General features: G+C 44.4%; 13 protein-coding genes. All 13 read left to right on the forward strand.

Translation table 11 applies throughout. From position 1 onward, the window contains the following. Window positions 1-7: 7 nt before the first annotated feature. The 13 genes from RG47T_RS01810 to RG47T_RS01875 all read left to right on the forward strand — a co-directional run bounded on the left by RG47T_RS01810 (window position 8) and on the right by RG47T_RS01875 (window position 21,667). Entirely contained in the window at window positions 8-3,025 is a 3,018-nt protein-coding gene (locus tag RG47T_RS01810; RefSeq protein WP_074487692.1) for a SusC/RagA family TonB-linked outer membrane protein, read from the forward strand. A 16-nt stretch (window positions 3,026-3,041) separates the two neighbouring features. Next, window positions 3,042-4,667: a RagB/SusD family nutrient uptake outer membrane protein gene (locus RG47T_RS01815; RefSeq protein ID WP_074487694.1), complete on the forward strand. Its 1,626-nt coding sequence runs from the start codon at window positions 3,042-3,044 to the stop codon at window positions 4,665-4,667. 51 nt (window positions 4,668-4,718) lie between these two features. Beyond that, window positions 4,719-6,053 (forward strand): BNR repeat-containing protein, encoded by a 1,335-nt coding sequence (locus tag RG47T_RS01820; protein WP_074487695.1) that lies wholly within the window; start codon window positions 4,719-4,721, stop codon window positions 6,051-6,053. 264 nt (window positions 6,054-6,317) lie between these two features. After that, complete coding sequence (locus tag RG47T_RS01830) at window positions 6,318-7,547, forward strand: DUF2264 domain-containing protein (RefSeq protein ID WP_074487698.1); 1,230 nt, start codon at window positions 6,318-6,320, stop codon at window positions 7,545-7,547. Between the two features lie 8 nt (window positions 7,548-7,555). Then, the gene (locus tag RG47T_RS01835) at window positions 7,556-8,671 is read left to right on the forward strand and encodes a glycoside hydrolase family 43 protein (RefSeq protein WP_083627261.1); all 1,116 of its coding nucleotides are present in this window, start codon (window positions 7,556-7,558) and stop codon (window positions 8,669-8,671) included. Window positions 8,672-8,674: 3 nt separating this feature from the next. After that, complete coding sequence (locus tag RG47T_RS01840; RefSeq protein ID WP_074487699.1) at window positions 8,675-10,513, forward strand: glycoside hydrolase family 2 protein; 1,839 nt, start codon at window positions 8,675-8,677, stop codon at window positions 10,511-10,513. Between the two features lie 75 nt (window positions 10,514-10,588). Beyond that, window positions 10,589-12,115 carry a rhamnogalacturonidase gene (locus RG47T_RS01845; protein ID WP_091690712.1) on the forward strand — a complete coding sequence of 509 codons (1,527 nt, stop codon included), beginning with the start codon at window positions 10,589-10,591 and terminating at the stop codon, window positions 12,113-12,115. A 167-nt stretch (window positions 12,116-12,282) separates the two neighbouring features. Further along, complete coding sequence (locus tag RG47T_RS01850; RefSeq protein ID WP_253187485.1) at window positions 12,283-12,828, forward strand: RNA polymerase sigma-70 factor; 546 nt, start codon at window positions 12,283-12,285, stop codon at window positions 12,826-12,828. A 200-nt stretch (window positions 12,829-13,028) separates the two neighbouring features. Beyond that, window positions 13,029-14,000, forward strand: a complete 972-nt coding sequence (locus RG47T_RS01855; RefSeq protein WP_074487702.1) for a FecR family protein — start codon at window positions 13,029-13,031, stop codon at window positions 13,998-14,000. A gap of 273 nt (window positions 14,001-14,273) precedes the next feature. Then, window positions 14,274-17,612 carry a TonB-dependent receptor gene (locus tag RG47T_RS01860; RefSeq protein WP_175538884.1) on the forward strand — a complete coding sequence of 1,113 codons (3,339 nt, stop codon included), beginning with the start codon at window positions 14,274-14,276 and terminating at the stop codon, window positions 17,610-17,612. A gap of 14 nt (window positions 17,613-17,626) precedes the next feature. Continuing rightward, window positions 17,627-19,033: a RagB/SusD family nutrient uptake outer membrane protein gene (locus tag RG47T_RS01865; RefSeq protein WP_074487704.1), complete on the forward strand. Its 1,407-nt coding sequence runs from the start codon at window positions 17,627-17,629 to the stop codon at window positions 19,031-19,033. 12 nt (window positions 19,034-19,045) lie between these two features. Continuing rightward, window positions 19,046-20,170: a TlpA disulfide reductase family protein gene (locus RG47T_RS01870; RefSeq protein WP_074487706.1), complete on the forward strand. Its 1,125-nt coding sequence runs from the start codon at window positions 19,046-19,048 to the stop codon at window positions 20,168-20,170. Window positions 20,171-20,176: 6 nt separating this feature from the next. Next, window positions 20,177-21,667: a redoxin domain-containing protein gene (locus RG47T_RS01875; protein WP_074487707.1), complete on the forward strand. Its 1,491-nt coding sequence runs from the start codon at window positions 20,177-20,179 to the stop codon at window positions 21,665-21,667. The last annotated feature ends 111 nt before the right edge of the window (window positions 21,668-21,778 follow it).

Consider the following 21,778-nt stretch of genomic DNA (forward strand, 5'->3'; position numbering starts at 1 on the left):
AATTTAGATGAGAAAATTTTTTACTTATGCAGTTTATCTTACGTGTTTAATAACCGTAATATTTACCAGTTTTAGTACAGCGTATGCCCAGGAGGCAGCCTCGTACGTAATTAAGGGGAAGGTGGTCGACAATAAAAATTTACCCCTCCCCGGCGCTTCTGTAAAGGTAGCAGGCACAAGTCAGGGTGTTACGGCAGATGGCAATGGGGCTTTCAGCTTAACCCTTAACGGTGCCGCATCCCTAACCATTAGTTTCACCGGTATGGAAACTAAATCTGTAGCTGTAAACAGCACCACCAAAATCATTAATGTTACCCTGTCTGATAATGGGAAGCAGCTTAACGAGGTAATTGTAGTGGGTTACGGTACCCAAAAACGATCTGACGTTACCGGTGCCGTTGCCTCTGTACCCAAAGCCAGGTTGACGGAATTACCGGTTACCAACGTTTTGCAGGCTATAGAAGGTGCTGTAGCGGGTGTCAATATTTCAACCAGCTCTTCGGTGCCGGGTAGCCAGCCGGCGGCCTTAATCCGCGGGCAAAACTCAATTAATGCCAGCTCGAGCCCTTATGTAGTGGTTGATGGGATTCCGTTGAGCAAAACAGGCGGGTCGTTAAATGATATCAACCCTAATGATATTGCCTCTGTGGAAATTCTGAAAGATGCATCAGCCGTGGCCATTTATGGTACCAACGGCTCTAACGGGGTTATTTTGGTGACCACCAAACGAGGTAATACAGGTAAACCTATTATTCGCTACAACGGCTATGTGGGTACCGAAAACCTGGCTCATATCCTGGAGCCGCGCAACAGTGCACAATACGTACAGAAATATGCCGACTACCTGAAACAGACCGGCCAAACGCAAACCAGCCCGGTACCCAATAACTCAGAACTGCCCAATTACAAGGCAGGCAGAACCATTGATTGGGTAAAAGAAGCTACCCAGCAGGGTATTATGCAAGATCATAATGTAAGCATCTCCGGCGGCAGTACCGATGTTAAGTATTTTATCTCCGGCGATTATCTGAACCAAAAGGGCGTTGTAAAAGGCTATCAGTACCAGCGTGTAAGTATCCGGTCAAATCTGGATATTAACGTTACCAACTACCTCACCGTGGGTACATCGCTTTATTATGCCAACAATAACTATGATGGTGGCCGTGCCAATCTTTTGTTTGCCACAGCCATGAGCCCTTATGGTAATGAGTACAATGCCGATGGTTCGTACACCATTTACCCAATGAATCCCGAGCAATTGTACACCAACCCCTTATTGGGCCTTAAAACAGACCAGCTTAACCGTAGCGTTAACCTGAGTGGCAATGGCTATGCCGAGGTTAAATTTGGCGGTGTACTTAAAGGCTTGCGCTACCATTTAAATGCAGGTTACAATTATTTGCCAACCCGCACCGATAGTTATGTGGGCAGGCTGGCCAATAATTTATTAGGCACAGCAACTGCAACCAGTTCTGAAACACAGTCTTATACCGTTGAAAACCTATTGTATTATACTAAAGATATAGGCAAAAGCCACATTGATTTTACGGGTTTGTACAGTGCGCAAAGAAGAAGATATTTTACATCAACCGGCACAGCCACCGGCTTTGTTAATGATGAATTATCGTATAATAGTTTAGGTTCGGGGGCTAGCCAATCGTCAACCTCTTCTTCAGATCGTTATGCGCTTAACTCGCAAATGGGCCGTCTCATCTATTCTTATGATGGCCGTTATGTATTTACGGCAACTGCCCGTCGCGATGGTTCTTCGGTATTTGGGGTTAATACTACCAAATATGGCTGGTTCCCATCAGTGGCCGCAGCCTGGAATATCAGCAATGAAGCTTTTCTCCGGAATTCTAATGTTGTAAGCAGCTTGAAGTTGCGAGGGTCTTACGGCCGTACTGGTAACGAGGCCATCTCTGTTTACCAAACCATTACGGCCGACAAATCCGTTCGTTTTCCGTTTAATGGTGTAAGTACCATTGGTTTACAGGCCGATAACCTGGGTAATGATAATTTACATTGGGAAACTACCAACCAAGCCGATATCGGCGTTGATTTCTCTTTGCTCAAAAGTCGCGTTAGCGGTAGTTTAGATGTTTACGATTATCGAACCAGCGGCTTATTGCTGAAAAGAAGTTTGCCAAACATCACTGGTTACTCAAGCGTGTGGGACAATATTGGTAAAACGGCTAATAAAGGTTTAGAGCTTACGTTAACCACGCAGAATATTACAGGTAAGGCTTTCCGTTGGGAAACCAGTATTGTGTATGCAACCAACCGCAATAAAATTGTTTCTATTTATGGCGATGGTAAGGACGATTTGGGAAACCGCTGGTTCATAGGGCAGCCTGTTGGCGTTATTTACGATTACAAGATGACCGGCGTTTGGCAAACAGGCGAGGATGCCTCCAAACAAGATCCGGGTGCTAAACCCGGCGACCTGAAATTTGCCGATACCAATGGCGATGGTAAGATCACCGCAGAAGACCGCGTTGTACAGGGGCAAACAGCACCAAAATGGACCGGTGGCTTAACCAACACCTTTCATTATAAAAACTTTAACCTGAGTGTATTTATCCAAACGGCACAAGGCATGCTAAAAAATAACGCCGATTTGAACTATGCCGATGAATCGGGCCGCAGAAACACACCGGTGGACATCGGCTACTGGGCGTCAACCAATCCTACCAATTCATTCCAGTCGTTAAATTATACCAATACCCGGGGCTATGGCTATCCGCGCGATGCAAGTTATACCCGTATTAAGGATATCACCTTTAGCTATGTAGTGCCTCAAAAGTTTTTGGATAAAATTGGCATTGCCAGTTTAACCACTTATGTAAGCGGCAGAAACCTGGCCACCTTTACCAAATGGATAGGTTGGGATCCTGAGCAAACCTATTACACCAGGGGTACCGGTAATTCGGGTAGTAATCAATCTGCCTTTGTGGCCGATTATACCAACAACTATCCTGTAACACGCACATTTGTACTGGGTGTTAATGTTTCCTTAAAATAACGATAAACGTAAAAAAATGAAAAAATATTCAACCATATTAATTACAGCATCGGTATTGATGATTGCGTTTGCATCTTGTAAAAAGAATTACCTGGCAGAGAAACCATACTCATCATACACGCCGTTGACGGTTACAGATTCATTGGGTTTTGATGCCTCGCTTGTAGGGTTATATCAATATGCAACAGGCACGCTTACCTACTCCAGCGCGCAGGGCTGGCCAAGCGTTTGGCAGGTAGGTACAGATGTAGCCAATGCCACCGCCAACCAGCAAGGTATTGAAGTGCCTTACTATAATTATACACAGCTTACGGCTACAGATGCCGCCTCCGCATTTACCTGGCAGCGTAATTACTCGCTTATCAATAATGCCAATATTATTATAGATGGTGCAGAAGGCCCCAATGCCAAAGGATTAAGCGCGGCCGGTAAAAATGCAGTTTCTGCCGAGGCTAAGTTCTTCAGGGCATATGCGTATGAATCGCTAGCCACCTTATATGGCAAGGTGCCATTGATTATCCATCCCCTAACCGGGCCGAAAACAGATTTTACAAGGGCCCCGCTCGACCAGGTGAATGCGCAGATTGTAGCCGATTTAACCTTTGCTGCGGCTAACCTCACAGAAATAGGCGCAGTTTCATCAAAAGTAAATATAAACAGTAAACCGGCAGGCCGTGCCAATAAATATATGGCTATGCAGCTGCTTGCAGAGGTTTATTTGAGGATGGGAAAAAATGATCTGGCAGAAGCACAGGCGCAAGCGGTTATCAGTAGCGGTAAATTTAACCTGGTTAAGTCGCGCTACGGCGTGAGGGCAGGTGGTGCCGGCGATTACTATTCAGACATGTTTGTGTACGGTAACCAGCGGCGTTCGCAAGGTAACAGCGAAGCCATCTGGGTGCTGGAAGAAGAAAACCCAAGCTCGGTAACCGGTGGTAACGTTGATAATGCGCAGCAACGCCGCGTATGGGAAGCTGCTTATTACAATATTTTAGGTATGTTGCCGTGCGATTCATTAGGCGGCAGGGGGGTTGCAAGGTTAAGGCTAAGTAACTGGGTATTGTACGGTTTGTATCCGGCAGGTGATATCAGGAACTCAAAGTATAGTATTAAAAGAAGATACTATTATAATGACCCTGCACAATCTGCGCTATTGGGTAAACCAGTGCCATTTACCGGGCCCGATACACTTTATAAAATATGCCCGAGCACTTTAAAGTGGGGCGCATTTGACCCTAATGATACCTTTGGCTATGCCATGATTAAAGATTTTATAATGATGCGTTTGGGCGAAACCTATTTGTTACTGGCCGAGGCACAGGTTAAGCAGGGTAAAACCGGCGAGGCTGCCAACACGATTAACGTACTGAGAACCCGTGCCGGTGCACCGCTGGTTACCGCCGGGCAAATGACGCTTGATTTTATCCTGGACGAACGTGCCCGGGAGTTGATTGCCGAAGAGAACCGGCGGATGACGTTGATGCGTACAGGTACGCTGGTAGACCGTTCGACAAGGCTCAACAGTAACGATGTACAGCACCCAACAACAGGTATTTCGAGCAGAAACTTGTTGTTGCCTATACCCTTAACAGAAATACAATTAAATAAGGATGCAGTTCTGGATCAAAATCCGGGCTATTAATAAATAATAAAGCGGCAGTTAGCCAGCTGCCGCTTTATATAAAACAGACTAATGTTATCGAATTATCAGAAAGTGATCAATAGTAAATGGCTTTGGCTGGTGCTTGCCATTTGTTTTAAAGTAACCTGCTCGGCACAGGCCCAAACAAGTACTATTGCTGCAAATGGCTGGGCAAATAACTCGGTGAACACGGTGGTTTTCAGGAAAAATTCGCTGGTTACTTTTCAGGGTACTCAGTATGCCGCATTTTATGATGTACAGCAATATGTGGTGCTAGCCAAAAGGAAATTGGGATCACAGAACTGGCAAACGCAACAGACGCCATATACCGGCGATGCTACTGACGCGCACAAATGCATCTGCATTATTGTTGACGGCGAGGGCTATTTGCACGTAACCTGGGGGCATCATAACCAACCCTTAAATTATTGCCGTAGCGTTAGTCCGGGTAGTTTACAGCTGACTGGTAAAATGCCGATGACCGGTATAAAAGAAAATAAGGTTACCTACCCCGAATTTTATAAAATGCCCTCGGGCGATCTGCTGTTCTTTTACCGCGATGGCGAATCGGGCAACGGCAACCTGGTTTTAAACAGGTATAATGTTAAAAATAAAAAATGGACCAGGGTTCAGGACAACCTCATTGACGGCGAAGGCAAGCGGAACGCTTACTGGCAGATAGCAATTGATACTAAAGGTACCCTCCATATCTCGTGGGTATGGCGCGAAAGCCCCGATGTGGCCAGTAACCACGATATGTGCTATGCCCGGTCTAAAGATGGCGGCTTAACCTGGGAAAGATCATCCGGCGAAAAATATAACTTGCCGATTACATTGAACACCGCTGAGTATGCCTGTGAAATTCCGCAGCAAAGCGAACTGATTAACCAGACTTCGATGTTTGCCGACGAAAACGGGCATCCGTTTATAGCCACCTATTGGCGTAAACAAGGTGAAACGGTACCGCAATACCATTTGGTTTATAACATCAGCGGCCAATGGCAAATCAATGATCTCGATTTCAGGAAAACACCATTTAGCTTAAGCGGCACGGGCACCAAAAGTATCCCGGTATCGCGGCCGCAAATTGTGGCTTACCGGCAAAAGGGTAAAATGGCAGTGGCATTGATATTTCGCGATGCAGAAAGAGGGAGTAAGGTATCTGTCGCTATTAACGAAGACCTTAAAAACGCTAAGTGGAACATCAAATATCTCACAGGTACATCAGTTGGTAACTGGGAACCAACATATGATACGGAGTTATGGAAGGATAAAAAAGTGCTGGATCTGTTTGTGCAAAAAACAATACAGGTAGATGGGGAGGGGCAGGCCAATGCAGGCCCGCAACCTGTGCAGGTAATAGAATGGAAACCGGAAAAAAGATAAATATTTGATACAGCTAAAGATTTTTTGAAGAAATGATGAAGTGTAAGCTCCTTTTGATTTTTTTGACGGATATAAGATTGGCAATTATTGTACAGACGATAGATACACTGCATGCGCCCAAGTCTGTATTGCCGGCCTTTATGCTGATACCAATATTCCCGTTTTTAACAATAAATTCAATATCTATCCTAAGGCAATATGATGCCGGTTAACGTTTTCGAAAAATTAATGCCGGTAAAAAATAAATCATCTAAATAACCTATCATGAAAAGGATTTTAATCTACTTCATATTAATAACATTAACACTAACCACTGCCGCGCAGAAAAAGCGCACGGCAACCTTGTCCGACAGGAAGATCTGGCTTAGCTATATGGATAAGGTAGCCCGGCCGGTGCTAGCTAACCTGGCTGCCGACCAGCTGAAGGAGAAGATGCCGGTTGCACTATCAGACCATATAGATAACAAAGAAAGCCGCACCAAGGTGGCCTACCTGGAAGCCTTTGGCCGTACCTTAAGTGGCGTAGCCCCCTGGCTGCAATTAGAGGGTGGAGACCCTGATGAATTAAAACTGCGTAACCAATACCGCGAATGGGCTTTAAAAGCAATAACCAACGCAGTAAACCCCCAGGCTAAAGATTACCTGCAATGGAACGGCGGGCAGCCGCTGGTAGATGCCTCCTACCTGGCACTGGCGCTCATCCGTTCGCCCTGGCTGTGGGAACACCTGGATGAGAATGTGAAAAAACAGGTAGTTGATGTGATGAAGATCACCCGTAACACGGTGCCGGTTTATAGCAACTGGATATTGTTTTCGGGCATGATCGAGGCCTTTCTTTGCAAATATGATCTGGGTTACGACCCTGTAAGGGTAGAGTATGGGATCAGGGAGTTTACGCAGCATTGGTATGTGGGCGATGGCATGTATTCGGACGGGATGAGTTTCCACAACGATTATTATAATAGTATTGTGATCCACCCCAATTTGAGTGTTATTTTGGAAGAAGTGAATGCCAAAAAGAAAAGCTATTTACACGAGCAAGAGCGCGAGTTGAAGTTCGGGCAGCGTTATGCCGAGCTTCTGGAGCGATTGATCGGTACAGATGGAAGCTACCCGCCAACAGGCCGGTCTATCGTTTACCGGGGAGGGGTTTTCCATCACCTGTCTAACCTGGCCTTGAAAAAACAACTGCCGGCCAGCCTTAAACCGGCGCAGGTAAGGGGAGCCTTAACCGCCATGATTGGTAAAACGCTGGGTGCGCCGCAAACATTTACCGCTGATGGCTGGCTTAACATCGGCCTATATGGAAAGCAACCCGGCCTGGCCGATTTTTATATCACCACGGGCAGTTTGTACATCTGCACCAACGTTTTTGTAGCGTTGGGGTTGCCAGAAACAGATGAGTTTTGGAGCGCACCTGCAGAACCCTGGACAGCAGTTAAAGTTTGGAGTGGCCAGGATGTGCCTGCCGATCATGCATTAGACCTTAAATAAAACACGAAATGAAATTGAGAAAAATATATGCTGTTAAGCTGATCATTGCCGGGCTAATGGCCATACCATTGATGGTACATGCGCAGGCAAAGCAATTTACACCGGGCGCTATCTGGCCCGATAATAATGGCGTGCACATAAATGCGCATGGCGGTGGTTTTCTTTATCAAAAGGGAACTTACTATTGGTTTGGCGAACATAAAATAGCAGGCGGCGCAGGTAACCGTGCCATGGTGGGTGTACACTGTTATTCGTCTAAAGATTTATATAACTGGAAAGATGAAGGCATCGCCCTTCCGGTATCGCCCGATACTACCAACGATATTGCCAAAGGATGTATACTGGAAAGGCCCAAGGTTGTTTATAACAAGAAGACAAAAAAATACGTAATGTGGTTCCACCTGGAATTACGCGGACAGGGTTACAAGGCGGCCCGTGCCGGTGTGGCTGTAAGCAATAAGGTAACCGGGCCATATACATTTGTGAAGAGCTATCGCCCCAATGCAGGGTTTATGCCCTACTACCCGGATGGCACGCCCGATAACGAAAAGGTAGATTGCACACAGCCGAAAAATAAGAGCGAGGGCTTCTTTTGCCGCGATGTACCCGGCGGACAGATGGCGCGCGACATGAACGTGTTTGTTGACGACGATGGCAAGGCCTATCACATCTTCTCGGCCGAAGAAAACTTTACGCTGGATATTGCCGAGCTTAATGCAGATTTTACCGGCCATACCGGCAAGTTTGCCAGGGTATACGCCGGGCATCAGACAGAAGCGCCCGCCATATTTAAGCACAATGGTACCTACTATCTCATTGGGTCGGGTACTACAGGCTGGGACCCTAACCCGGCGCGCTGGTTCTCGGCAAAATCCATTTGGGGCCCATGGACTTATCATGGTAATCCTTGCATCGGCCCAAAAGCAGAACTAACATTTGGTGGGCAGAGCACTTATGTACTGCCTGTGGCCGGGAAAAAGGACGCCTTTATTTTTATGGCCGATAAATGGACGCCGAAAGATGCCATAGATGGCCGTTACCTGTGGTTCCCTGTCACCTTTAAGGGCGATGATATTGAAATTAACTGGATGGAAAATTGGGATTTAAACGTATTCAACAATTAAACGATGAAGAAATTACTTCTGATAATATTGGTGGACTTAGTCGTAAAGGTTAACGCCCAAAGCAACCTTATCACCAATATAGAAGCCCGCAGGGCATTGTTGCTCAATGGTACCTGGCAGTATATTGTTGACCCTTACGAAACCGGTTTTTACGATTACCGCTACAAAGAGCTTAAAGAAAGCAACACCGATGCTTACTGGAACAGCGATGTGCCGGTAAACAAAACCGATAAAAAGGAGCATGGCTATACCGATAAAAATACATTGAAGGTACCCGGCGACTGGAACCATCAGAAGCCCGAATTTTTGTATTATGAAGGTACCATCTGGTATAAGAAATCATTCGACTTTAAACCAACTGGTAGTGGCCGTTATTTCCTGTATTTCGGTGCCGTAAATTACCGGGCCGATGTTTATCTCAACGGAAAAAAACTGGGCATGCATAAGGGTGGTTTTACCCCATTTAATTTCGAGGTGCCGGCATCGCTGCTCAAGGAGAAGGACAACTTTTTAGTAGTTAAGGTTGATAATAAACGCTATGCTGATGAAGTGCCCACCCTAAATACCGACTGGTGGAACTACGGCGGCATTACCCGCGATGTAAAGCTGGTGGAGTTACCGCAAACCTTTATACAGGATTATGTGATCCAGTTGGGTAAGCCGCAGCCGGGCAAAGCACCTGCCAGAAATCCGGAGGTAAGCGGCTGGTTAAAACTGAGCGATGCCAAGCCGGGCGAAAGCCTGACCATCACTGTTCCGGAGCTTAAAGTGAAATATCAGGTAGTATCTACAGGGGCGGTAACGCCAATAAATTTTAAGCTGATAAACCCTGTACTATGGTCGCCGGAACACCCTAAATTGTACCGGGTAGTTGTTTCATCGGCTACAGACCAGGTGGAAGATAGGATAGGCTTCCGTACCATCGAAACCTCGGGAGAGCAGGTACTACTTAACGGAAAGCCTATTTTTATGCGCGGCATATGTATCCATGGCGAAATACCGCAGGAGGTAAGGCGGGCACACGGTACCGATGATGCTAAACAGTTATTATTACAGGCGCACGAGTTGGGTTGCAATATGGTTAGGTTGGCACATTACCCGCACGATGAGGCCATGACCCGGATGACGGACTCGCTGGGCATCTTGGTCTGGTCGGAGATCCCGGTGTACTGGACTATCAATTTTGGCAGCCAGGAAGTATTGGATAAAGCCAAAGCGCAGCTTAATGAAATGATAACCCGCGACCATAACAAGGCCAGCATTATTATCTGGTCGGTAGGTAACGAAACCCCAATCAGCCAAACCCGTACCGATTTTATGCACAATCTCATCACAGAAGCCAAGCATCTGGATTCGTCGCGGATGATCTCGGCAGCCTTAGAAGTAAACTATGCGGCCCTGAAAAACGAGAATGTAGTGGATGATCCGCTCGGTGAGTTTGTTGATTTGGTTGCCTTTAATGAATACCTCGGCTGGTATGGCGGTTTGCCCGATCAGTGCCGAACTACCAACTGGAGTACTCCTTATCATAAGCCGCTTTTTATTAGTGAAACCGGTGCCGAGGGCAAATTTGGTTTCCATGCCGATTCGCTCACACGGTTTAGCGAAGAGTTTCAGGAGTGGTATTTTAAAGAGCAGGTAGCCATGTTTAAGCGCATGCCATCCAATTATGTGGGGGTTGCACCTTGGGTGTTAAATGATTTCCGGTCGCCAAAACGTAACAATCCATTATACCAGGAAGGCTGGAACCGCAAAGGACTTTATGACGATAAAGGCAATAAAAAGAAAGCCTTTTACATTATGCAGGCTTATTATAAAGAGATGAGCAAACGCGTCCGGTAACGATTGCGTAGATTTTTTAAGGCCGTACTCTTTTAAACAATTTAATCTGCCTAATATAGCCCTACCAATTTGCTGATGATGCTGAAGTTCCTGAATTTGACTTTGTTTGTCCTGTTTGCCGTATCGGTATGTTTTGCGCAGAAAGTAACTGCCACATCCAATGGCATTTTCTACAATGTTAAAAATTATGGAGCTACAGGTAATGGTAAACATCTCGATCAGGGAGCTATCAACAAAGCAATTGAAGCTTGTGCCGGTAAAGGCGGCGGCACCGTTTATGTGCCGGCGGGGATTTACCTGTGCGGCAGTATCCGCCTAAAAAGTAATATTAACTTATACCTCGATGCCGGGGCAACTATTTTAGGCGCACCGCCAGAAAGCAAAGCTTATGATGAAGCCGAAGCTTTTGCCGATACCGCTTACCAGGATGGCGGCCATACGTATTTTCATAACAGCCTCATCTGGGGCGAGCACCTCAGCAATGTATCCATAACCGGCCGTGGTAAAATAGACGGTGGCGGCATGACCAACAAAGACCACGAACATATGGGCGACCCGACAGGCGGCTCTATAGGTACAGGAGATAAAGCTATCGCCTTAAAATTGTGCAGTAATATTTTAATCCGCGATGTTACTATATTCCATGGCGGGCACTTCGCCATTTTGTTAACAGGCTGCGATTTGGTTACGCTGGATAATTTAACCATTGATACCAACCGCGATGGTATTGATATAGATTGCTGCACCAATACCCTGGTATCTAACTGCCGGGTAAACTCGCCGCACGATGATGCCATTTGCCCCAAAAGTTCATACGCGTTGAATAAGCCCCAGATCACCGAAAACCTGGTGATCACTAATTGTGAAGTATCCGGTTACGAAGAAGGTACGCTGTTAAATGGCAAAAGGATCCCCGCAAAGGCAGGCTGGTCTAACGGGCGTATTAAGTTTGGTACCGAATCAAACGGCGGCTTCCGCAACTGTGTAGTTTCTAACTGTACGTTTCGTAACTGCAATGGTTTGGCCCTCGAAGAGGTTGACGGCGGGATAATGGAAAACATAATTGTAACCAATATCACCATGCAGGATATTACCCACTACCCCATCTATGTAACGCTTGGCAAAAGAAACCGCGGGCCAAAGGCTAGCACCCACATGGGGACGGTAAAGAATATATTGATAAGCAATATTTATGTAACCGGCGCCGATTCGTTAAGCGGCATCCAGTTAACCGGTACGCCCGGTTACCCGCTCCAAAACATTACCCTGCAAAATATCTCGGTTCAATATAAAGGCGGCGGCACTAAAGAGCAGGGGATGAAACCCTTCCCCGAACTGGAGAAAGGCTATCCCGAACCATTTTTACTGGGAGCCAATCCCGCTTATGGTTTATTTGCAAGGCATATCAACGGGCTGCATTTATTAAATATCTCCTTCACTACCGCCAAACAGGACAATCGCCCGGCATTAATTGCCCAGGATGTTAACGGACTGGAGATAGATCGCTTTAAAGTACCCGAGGTAATGGGTAATCAACTTTTTCAGTTTGCTGAGGTAAGCAATAAAGATATAACGCATGCTGCCTGGTTAATATTGAAGTAAGAAAACTACCATTGCTTTCTGACGGTCAATGGTTTTATGCAAAGTCAATATCGGCCCAATATACACCCAATTGTAGTTTCAAAAGCCTGTGAGCTTTTTATTTACAATAAATTAATATATTGCGGTATCGATGTATGGGGGTTAAAAATTACAGTGATAGCGATTTAGTGAGTTCCTTAAAAACGGGGAATGAAGCTGCTATTGGCGAAATTTACAGGCGTTACTGGCGTAAATTACTGGCCATTGCTTTTAACCATACCAAAGATAAGGTTGCCGCCGAAGAGATAGTACAGGAAGTATTGATTAAATTATGGGACAAAAGAGATCAGGTTAAAATTGATTCTTTACCTAACTATTTGGCCACGGCTACCAAGTTTTCTGTACTTACAGCTATCCACCGGCAAAAACGCAGGAGCGATATTGCGCTATCTGTATATGGAAAAACCCAGCACGATTTTGATGATGAAAAGATCTATGCCCGCTTTCTGCAGGAATACATCAACGGCATCGTAGAAAAACTGCCCGAAAAATGCCGCCTGGTATTTAAATACAGCCGCGAAGAGGGTAGAAGCATCCCACAGATCTCTGTTGAAATGAATATTGCCGAAAAAACAGCCGAAGCTCATTTAACAAAGGCTTTAAAGGTAATTCGTTTGTCGCTGCGGAGCATCGGTATGGTTTATCTTGTGTTTTTGCTGAATATTATTCGCTGATATTTCTTTTTGCGGATTTACCCAAAATACTTTTCTTATTGAGTGTATTTTAGCGCTTAATTTTTCGCTTTTTACTTCTTTGGTGTTTGTTTATTGCATATTTATTATGCTTTTCAATTTTTTTATAAAATATTTTCATTTCGACTAAGGGTAGATGCGGGGTTTATGTAACTGTTATATAAATACGCGTACTGTACTGTATGGAAGATGAAAAATTACTTGTCTTAATAGATAAATATCTGGCTGGTGAGGCAACGGATTTAGAAAAGAAGCAACTAGATCAATGGTATCAGCAAAATAGTGAGCAAGATGCTGTATGGCATACAGATTTCGACAGCGAAGAAGAGCTGGTTGAAAAACGAATGCTATATCATCTTAAAAATCACGTTAAGGCAACAAGACCGAAGGTTTTTAAGCTAAATACCCGGTTTATACAAAAAGCTGCTGCGGTATTAATTGGCGTTTCATTAATTGCCGGTTATTTTGTTGTTGAAAAAAGTAAAAAAGCAGTTAAACAGGCCATGCTTACTGCATCGGCACCCACTCAGTTTTCTGAAAATAAATTTGTGCTGTTGCCCGATAGCAGTACGGTTTTGCTGCACTCTGGCAGTACCATTAATTATGCCATGCACGGTAATGTACGCGAGCTTAAGCTGGTAGGCGAGGCCTACTTTGATATCAGGCACATGGCTAACCATCCCTTTGTTATCCATGCAGGCAAGGTAAAAACTACAGTATTGGGTACGGCTTTTAATATTAAAGCATACCCCGGCCAAAACGTTACTGTTTCTGTAACCCGCGGAAAGGTTAGCGTGGCCGATGAAAATAAGCACACCATTGCCACCCTGCTGCCCAACCAACAGGTAGTTTACAACACCACAGCCCAAAAGCTGGATCAAAGCAATATAGAGGCTAAGCAAACAATTACCTGGGCAAAAGCAGATATGCAGTTTGACGATATGCCCTACAAGCAATTGGCCGAACGCTTAAGCAGGCGCTACGATGTAAACGTGAAATTTAAAAACCAGAACCTGGAAGGCTGCTTAATTACTGGCCGCTTTACCGGTACAGAAAGCCTGGAACTGGTGTTAAAAACGCTGTCAGACACGATGGGTTCAACCTATACAATTGATGGTAAAACCGTTGTATTAGACGGTATTGGCTGTAACTAAACTAACAAACTAATAAAGTATTAACCCCTAATTAAACGCTGTATGAAAAACTGTTACTCCGCATAGCAAAGCAATAATAGGTAGCTATTGGCAGGATGCCTGTACTACATAAAAAAACTCCCCGGCCTTGGACAGCAATGAGGAGTTTTCCATTAAAAAATTTATTGACTCATTTTTTAACTTATACAAATAATGCAAAAAGATACTGCTTTTGCAAAGGGGAAATTCTATACCCCTTTTAAAATATTTTCACGAATTAACTGGCTGTTTGTCATGAGATTAAGTGTTTGTTGTGGTGCCATATTAATATTCAGTTTTTCCTTGTTCGCGGCTACCCGAACCAATGGCCAAAGCCTGAATGGCACAAAGGTGCAATTACAGGTGCACCAGGAATCATTGAAGTCTGCACTTCAAAAATTACAAGACCAATCCGGCTTTAGTATATTTTACCCATCTGCTAAGGTAAATGCGTTTAAAAACATCAGCATTGATGCCCAGCCTAAAACGGTTGCCGACGCATTGCAGGTACTGCTGAAAGGTACAGGCCTTGATTATCACCAGGTTGGTAACAAAATTATTTTGTCTGAAACAAAGAAGGCTACCGTTGCCGGAAAAACAGCCGAAGATGCTGCTGCTAATGCTGACCAGGTTAACAAACGCATTGTTGGTATTGTACGCGACGAAAATAACGAGCCTTTGCCGGGTGTAACCGTTCGCTCAAAACAAAATAATACCTTAAGCACTGCTACAGACGAAAACGGACACTTCCATCTGGATATTTCGTCAGAGAATGATGTGTTTATTTTTACTTTTATTGGTTATAAACCTAAAGAAGTTGCCACCAACGGTTCAACATCGTTAGATGTGCATCTGGAGCCTGCTACAGGTACTATAGATGAAGTACAGGTTATTGCTTATGGTACTACAACCAAAAGAAACAATACCGGGTCTGTAAGTTCTATAACAGCTAAGGATATCGAAAACCAACCGGTTTCTAACCCATTGGCGGCTATGCAGGGTAAATTACCCGGTGTGCAGATCACTCAAAATAATGGTTTGCCGGGTAGCGGTTTCCGGGTACAGATCAGGGGTATCGGCTCGCTAGCAAGCGGTACTTTGCCTTTGTACGTAGTGGATGGGCTTCCGTTTACCTTGTTTAACGGAAGTACGCCTGCTACCGACGGTTTAAATGCGTATGGTGTGAGTGGCGCTAACGGCGGTGAAATTAGCCCGTTGAGCATGATTAACCCCGATGATATTGAACGTATTGATGTGTTAAAGGATGCCGATGCAACAGCTATTTACGGTTCAAAAGGTGCCAATGGTGTAGTTTTAATAACTACTAAAAAGGGTGCTACTGGTAAAACTAAATACAATGTAAACTTTTACCAGGGCACCGGCAAAATAGGCCACTTTATCGATATGCTGAGTACGCCAGATTATGTGGCCATGCGCAGGGCGGCTTTTGCAGCTGCCGGTGTAACGCCGACAACAACTAATGCGCCTGACCTAACCGTTTGGGATCAGAATGCCACCACCAACTGGCAAAAACAATTGATAGGCGGTACCGCTCATACTACCAATGCTGATATTGCCATATCTGGCGGTACAGCACAAAATACATTTTTATTCAGTTCTAATTATCGCCATGAGGGAACTGTTTTCCCGGGAAGTTTTGGTGCTAATACATTCTCCAACCGCTTAAGCGCAGGGCATAGAAGTGAAGACAATAAATTTGGCATAGACCTAAGTGTTAACTACGGCTACATGCAAAACAATTTGATCGGTACCGATCTGTCTACGCTATATAACTTGCCGCCAAACTTGCCTACCACCAATGCAAATGGTACACTTTACTGGAACTCTTCAGTAACCAATCCATTGGCATACCTGCTTCGCCCTACATCTAATACAACAACCAACCTTATCAGTAACATGAATGTTTATTATCATTTACTGCCTGGTTTAAGTGTGAAAGCGAATTTAGGATATTCGGCGACCGGCCTTAAGCAAACATTAGAGACACCGTTGACCTCCCGTAACCCGGCTAATGTGGTTTTATCTGCACCTAATAATACCCTGCAATATGCTAACAATACGTACTCTAACTACATTATAGAGCCGCAGGTTGAGTATCTGAAAAAAATACTGGGCGGAAACCTGCAGGCTTTAGTAGGTACAACCTTTCAACGTACCATTGCAGATGGTGTAAGTTTATTAGGAACTGGTTTTAGCAGCGATGCACTGATAGGTAACCTTAATAACGCAGCTTCAATCGTTAACTACGGCAGTAATAATTCTGATTATAAATACACGGCCTTGTTTGCCCGTGCAAATTATAACTGGGATGATAAGTACATTGTAGATGGTACTTTCCGCCGTGATGGTTCATCAAGGTTTGGTGCTAACCACCGTTTTGGTAATTTCTGGGCAGTGGGTGCCGCATGGGTATTCTCGCAAGAGGCATTCATGAAAGACCTGCCATGGCTTAGCTTTGGTAAATTACGTGGTAGCTACGGTTTAACCGGTAATGACCAGATTTCAAATTACCAGTACGATGCTTACTTTAACGCAGCGGGCTCGGCCAACAGTTACCAGGGGCAGTCTATTATTTACCCTTCGTCAATACCTAACCCTAATTTGCATTGGGAAACCAATAAGAAACTGGATTACGCCATTGAACTGGGATTTTTTAAAGACCGTGTTTATTTAAAGGCAGACTATTTCCGTAACCGCTCATCAGACCAATTGGTATCTGTAGTATTACCAACCCAGTCAGGCTTTAACAGCTACACTTCAAACTTCCCGGCGGTGGTGCAAAACAACGGTTTCGAGTTTGAATTGAGTACCACCAACGTGCAGTCAAAAAGCTTTAAATGGATCACAAGCTTTAATCTTACCATTCAGCGTAATAAGATCTTATCTATCGACAATTCAAGCCAGCTTTTCAACAGCTCGAGCTATATTGTTGGGCAGCCTGTTAATGCTATCTTATTGTATCACTTTACAGGCATTGATCCGGCAACTGGCATACCAACCTATAAAGATTTAAATGGTGATGGTGCGATAACCTACGCTGGCGACCGTGCCCCGGCACCGCTTGGCCACCCATATTATGGCGGCATGACCAACAGCTTTACTTATAAGCAAATCCAATTAGATGTATCGTTTTTGTTTAATCACCGCATGGGTTATATTAACAATACCTCATCTTATCCTTACGGATCCAGTTTAACTAACCAAAACACCAGCGAGCTGCAACGTTGGACAGCACCGGGCAATAATTCGGTATATCCGGGTGCAACTACATTAGGCACAACCCCTTATTATAATTATAATTCATCAGATGCAAACTGGGGCGACGCTTCATTCCTGAAATTAAAAACAGTGAACGTAAGTTACACTTTGCCAAAAGCATGGGTTCGTACAATCGGCTTTTCTAATTTAATGTTGTTTGCAAGGGGCGAAAACCTGGTTACCTGGGCTAAGCAAAAGTATACCTACGACCCGGAAACAGCGGTTTCTGGCGCTGCACCGGGCTTGGGTACCGGCCAGTATATAGCTATGCCTCAATTGCGCACAATGGTTATTGGTCTTAACTGCACATTCTAATAAATCGGATCAACATGAAATTTAAATATAGTTTATCAAAATTGTTATTGATCTGCATGGTTTTCCCTGCTATGATCATGTCTTCTTCCTGCAAAAAATATGTGGAGCTGGATGCTCCTCAAAATAAAATCACGGCTTCAACAGCCTATCAAACAGATGCTTCTGCTACTGCTGCTGTTATTGCATTATACAACTATGGTATTTACGGTTCAATTGTGCCGGTGCAGCAGTATATCAGTTTTTATGGTGGAGTAAGCGCCGACGAATTACATTATACATTAACAGCAACGCCGGAAATTAACGATATTGAAAATAATAAAATCGCTATCGGCAGCACACAGATTGCTAATTTCTGGATGTATGCTTATGCCGAACTGTTGGCGGTTAATGATGCTATAACAGGCATAACAAATTCTACCACTTTAACGCCGTCTGTAAAAACGCAACTACTGGGCGAAGCCAAATTTTTCAGGGCATTTGTGAATTTTTACCTGGTTAACTTTTATGGCGGTGTGCCTTTAACAGGTGGTGTTCCATTAACCAATGCTTACCTGCCCCGCTCTACTGCCGACCAGGTATGGACTTCCGTTATCAGCGATTTAAAAGATGCGCAGGGCTTATTGCCAACTGCTTATGTGGGTACCTTGCGTGCAAGGGTAAACCAGTATGCAGCTACGGCTTTACTGGCAAGGGCTTATTTATACCGTAAAGATTATGTAAATGCCGAAGCAATGGCAACGCAGGTAATTAATACGGGTACTTATACCTTAGCGCCAACAGCTTCTGCCTTTATTAATACCAGTAACGAAACTATTTTACAGTTTGCTACCTATTACGGTTTTTCATCATTTGTGCAATCGTATCGTACTTCAACATCGGCTGTAAATATTGCCCCGCCTACTTATGTACTTACCAGCAACATTGCCAACAGCTTTGAAGCCGGCGACAATCGTAAAACTAACTGGGTAGACTCAACGGTATCGGGTTCTAAATACTACCGCATTAACAAATATAAAGTTTACACAGGGGCAACTGCAGGTGCGGGTAATGAGTTTAACGTGGTATTACGTTTAGCAGAGCAATACCTCATACGGGCCGAAGCAAGGGCGCAGCAAGGTAATACAAGCGGCGCGGCTGCAGATGTAAACCTGATTCGTACACGTGCCGGCCTGGCTAATTTACCGGCAACTGTGGCATCATCGTCAACTGCTTTACTTGCAGCCATTGCCCAGGAAAGAAAAATGGAATTATTTGGTGAGTATGGCCACCGTTGGCTTGATTTGCTTAGAACCGGGCAGGCTAATGCCGTATTAAGCGTTATGAAACCAGCCACCTGGAATGCCACCCGGTCTGTATTGTTTCCAATACCAGATTTGCAAAGGCAGCAAAACACCACACTTACACAAAACCCGGGTTATTAATAAATAACACCCATGAAAAAGCAAATTAAAACATTGTGTTATACCATAGGCCTGCTTATAGCAGCCTATGGTTTAGCCGCATTTACCATTGGCGACGATTTTACCATCAAAGGCCATATTACCAAAACAGAAACAGGGAAAGCCTATTTAATGGATGGTAGTACCAACACCATTGTAGATTCGGTAAATATTACCGGCGGCAATTTTGAGTTTAAAGGGCACGTTGGCGAGCCTGTGGAGTATCTCATCAAATTTTCGGGCATAGACCGCCAGCAGGTAGCTTTGTTTGTGGAGAATGCCACCATTACAGTAAATGCCGACCGCGATTCAGTTTACAAGGCAGACATTAAGGGTTCACCAACCAATGATGTATGGAAAGCATATCTGCAAGCCTGGAAACCTGTTACCAATCGCGCCGGTAAATATTATCACCTGTCAGATTCGGTTAACAAGGTATACCATAACAAACCGGATTCGGCAGCCAAAGCGATGCTGAAGGCAGACTATGCCACGGTACAGGAACTGGATTACAAAATGCATTATGATTTTATCAGTAAGCATCCGGCATCGGCTGTAAGTGCCTTCGTTATCGCCACCCATTTTATCCCTTACTTTCAGTTTGATGAGGCCAATAAGTTGTTTGCCTTATTAACCCCTGCTGCCCAAAATGCTTTTTACGGCAAGCAGATTAAAGAAAGTATTGCCATAGAAAAACGATCTGGCATTGGCGCCAGTCCCGATTTTGTGATGAATGATGTAAACGGGAAACCGATAAAATTATCATCCCTAAGAGGCAAGTATGTACTGGTAGATTTTTGGGCAAGCTGGTGTGCCCCATGCCGCCGCGAAAACCCTAATGTGCTGGCCAACTACAAAAAGTATCACGATATGGGTTTTGAAGTTGTAGGTGTGTCCTTAGATAAAAGTAAAATCGCATGGCTTAAAGCCATAAATGATGACGGACTGGTATGGACGCATGTATCAGACTTGAAAGGATGGGATAATGCCGCCGCCCACGAGTTTGGTATTAAAGTAGTACCCAGTAATTTTCTGCTGGATAAAAATGGTAAAGTAATAGGCAAAAATCTGCGCGAAGAAGCCTTATCTAACAGACTAAAATCAATTTTTACAAACTAAAAAGGCATGAGAAATTATATAATTACGTTGGGCGTTGTTGCTGCATTAACAGGTACTGGTACAATTGCCGGTGCGCAAACAGCCCCAAAAGATACCACAGCGAAGTTGCTTAATAAACTGGTGGCCTCAGCCAATCCGGCAGATAAAATCCTGCTCGATCAAAAGCTAAAAAGCCTGGGTGCCAGCAGCAATGAAAGAGAACTGATGCTTGCGCAGCAGTTTTACTATCTCATAAAAAACAGCAGGGCGGTAGATTCTCTGCAGGTAGTTGAATTAACCAGATTTCCGGAAGGCATAGCAGCGCGTAATAAAGCGGAGCAAGCTGTATTTAATGAAAAAAGTGCAGCAAATATGGACGCGGCCTATAAGGTGTGGGTTAAAAGGTTCCCGCCCGAAAATTTTATAACCGGCGAGGTTGATGAAAGGTTGCCTTATGATTATGCACGCTCGGCCATCGCATCAAAATATGCCGAAGAAAAGAACACTCCAAAGGCAATTGAATATATCAATAAGCTCGAAGCAGATTTTTGGAAGGGGAATGCTTATGGTGGCTTATCGCAGGTTTTTTACAAAAATGGCGATCTGGCAAATGCAGAGATCTATGCCAAAAAAGCCATGGATAATGCAGAGTCTTACACCAACGGTAAAAAAGGGGATAGCAATGCCGCCAAGTTTTCGGCTTCGGGCTACCCCGGCTTAACCAGTACTTATGCCAATATTTTATTTGAAGAGAAAAAGTATGATGCAGCTCTAAAGTATTCTGAGTTAGCTTACAAAAGCTCGACAGGGTTAAACCCGCAGCTTAACTACCGGTATGCACAAATTTTGATGGGGCTTAACCGTAACAAGGAAGCTTATGATAAGCTGGAAGAAGTGGTTAAAGGCGGCAAAGCCACACCAGAAATGGCGGGTGCATTTAAAACGCTTTATGTTAAAGTAAAAGGCAGTGATGCCGGCTTTAGCGAATATGCTGCCGCGATAAGAAAAAGCTACATCGAAAACTTAAAGAAAACCCTAACTAAAGACATGATCAAAGAGCCGGCTGCTGGTTTTACATTGACTGATTTGGATGGTAATAAAGTTTCTTTAGCAGACTTAAAAGGCAAGGTAGTTGTTCTTGATTTCTGGGCTACCTGGTGCGGCCCGTGCAAGGCTTCTTTCCCTGCTATGCAAATGGCCGAAAATAAGTATAAAAGCGACCCTAACGTGAAGTTTCTATTTATCCATACCTGGGAAAAAACAGAAACAGCAACAAAGGATGCCGGTGATTATATTAAAAGCAAAAACTTTGATTTCCGTGTGCTTATGGATTTAAAAGATCCGGAGACTAAGGTTAACAAAGTGGTGACCAGTTATAAGGTAAACGGTATCCCCGCCAAATTTGTAATTGACGGGCAGGGTAATATCCGGTTTAAACTAACCGGCTTTGACGGCAGCAATGAAGCCGCTGTTGATGAGCTATCCATGATGATTGATATGGCCAAGGCTGGTTCATAATTAGTTGACTGAGGTCGATATAGGTTGATATAGGTTATAGTTAATCCAGAAAAGTCCCGGCAGTATAGCCGGGACTTTTTTATGCTATCATACTTTATAGCCATAACCGAA

The organism is Mucilaginibacter polytrichastri (assembly GCF_001911425.1).
GTDB lineage: Bacteria > Bacteroidota > Bacteroidia > Sphingobacteriales > Sphingobacteriaceae > Mucilaginibacter > Mucilaginibacter polytrichastri.

Coding starts and splice junctions, on each gene's coding strand:
- RG47T_RS01810 (WP_074487692.1), top strand. CDS start 8: ATGAGAAAATTTTTTACTTATGCAGTTTATCTTACGTGTTTAATAACC.
- RG47T_RS01815 (WP_074487694.1), top strand. CDS start 3,042: ATGAAAAAATATTCAACCATATTAATTACAGCATCGGTATTGATGATT.
- RG47T_RS01820 (WP_074487695.1), top strand. CDS start 4,719: ATGTTATCGAATTATCAGAAAGTGATCAATAGTAAATGGCTTTGGCTG.
- RG47T_RS01830 (WP_074487698.1), top strand. CDS start 6,318: ATGAAAAGGATTTTAATCTACTTCATATTAATAACATTAACACTAACC.
- RG47T_RS01835 (WP_083627261.1), top strand. CDS start 7,556: ATGAAATTGAGAAAAATATATGCTGTTAAGCTGATCATTGCCGGGCTA.
- RG47T_RS01840 (WP_074487699.1), top strand. CDS start 8,675: ATGAAGAAATTACTTCTGATAATATTGGTGGACTTAGTCGTAAAGGTT.
- RG47T_RS01845 (WP_091690712.1), top strand. CDS start 10,589: ATGATGCTGAAGTTCCTGAATTTGACTTTGTTTGTCCTGTTTGCCGTA.
- RG47T_RS01855 (WP_074487702.1), top strand. CDS start 13,029: ATGGAAGATGAAAAATTACTTGTCTTAATAGATAAATATCTGGCTGGT.
- RG47T_RS01860 (WP_175538884.1), top strand. CDS start 14,274: ATGAGATTAAGTGTTTGTTGTGGTGCCATATTAATATTCAGTTTTTCC.
- RG47T_RS01865 (WP_074487704.1), top strand. CDS start 17,627: ATGAAATTTAAATATAGTTTATCAAAATTGTTATTGATCTGCATGGTT.
- RG47T_RS01870 (WP_074487706.1), top strand. CDS start 19,046: ATGAAAAAGCAAATTAAAACATTGTGTTATACCATAGGCCTGCTTATA.
- RG47T_RS01875 (WP_074487707.1), top strand. CDS start 20,177: ATGAGAAATTATATAATTACGTTGGGCGTTGTTGCTGCATTAACAGGT.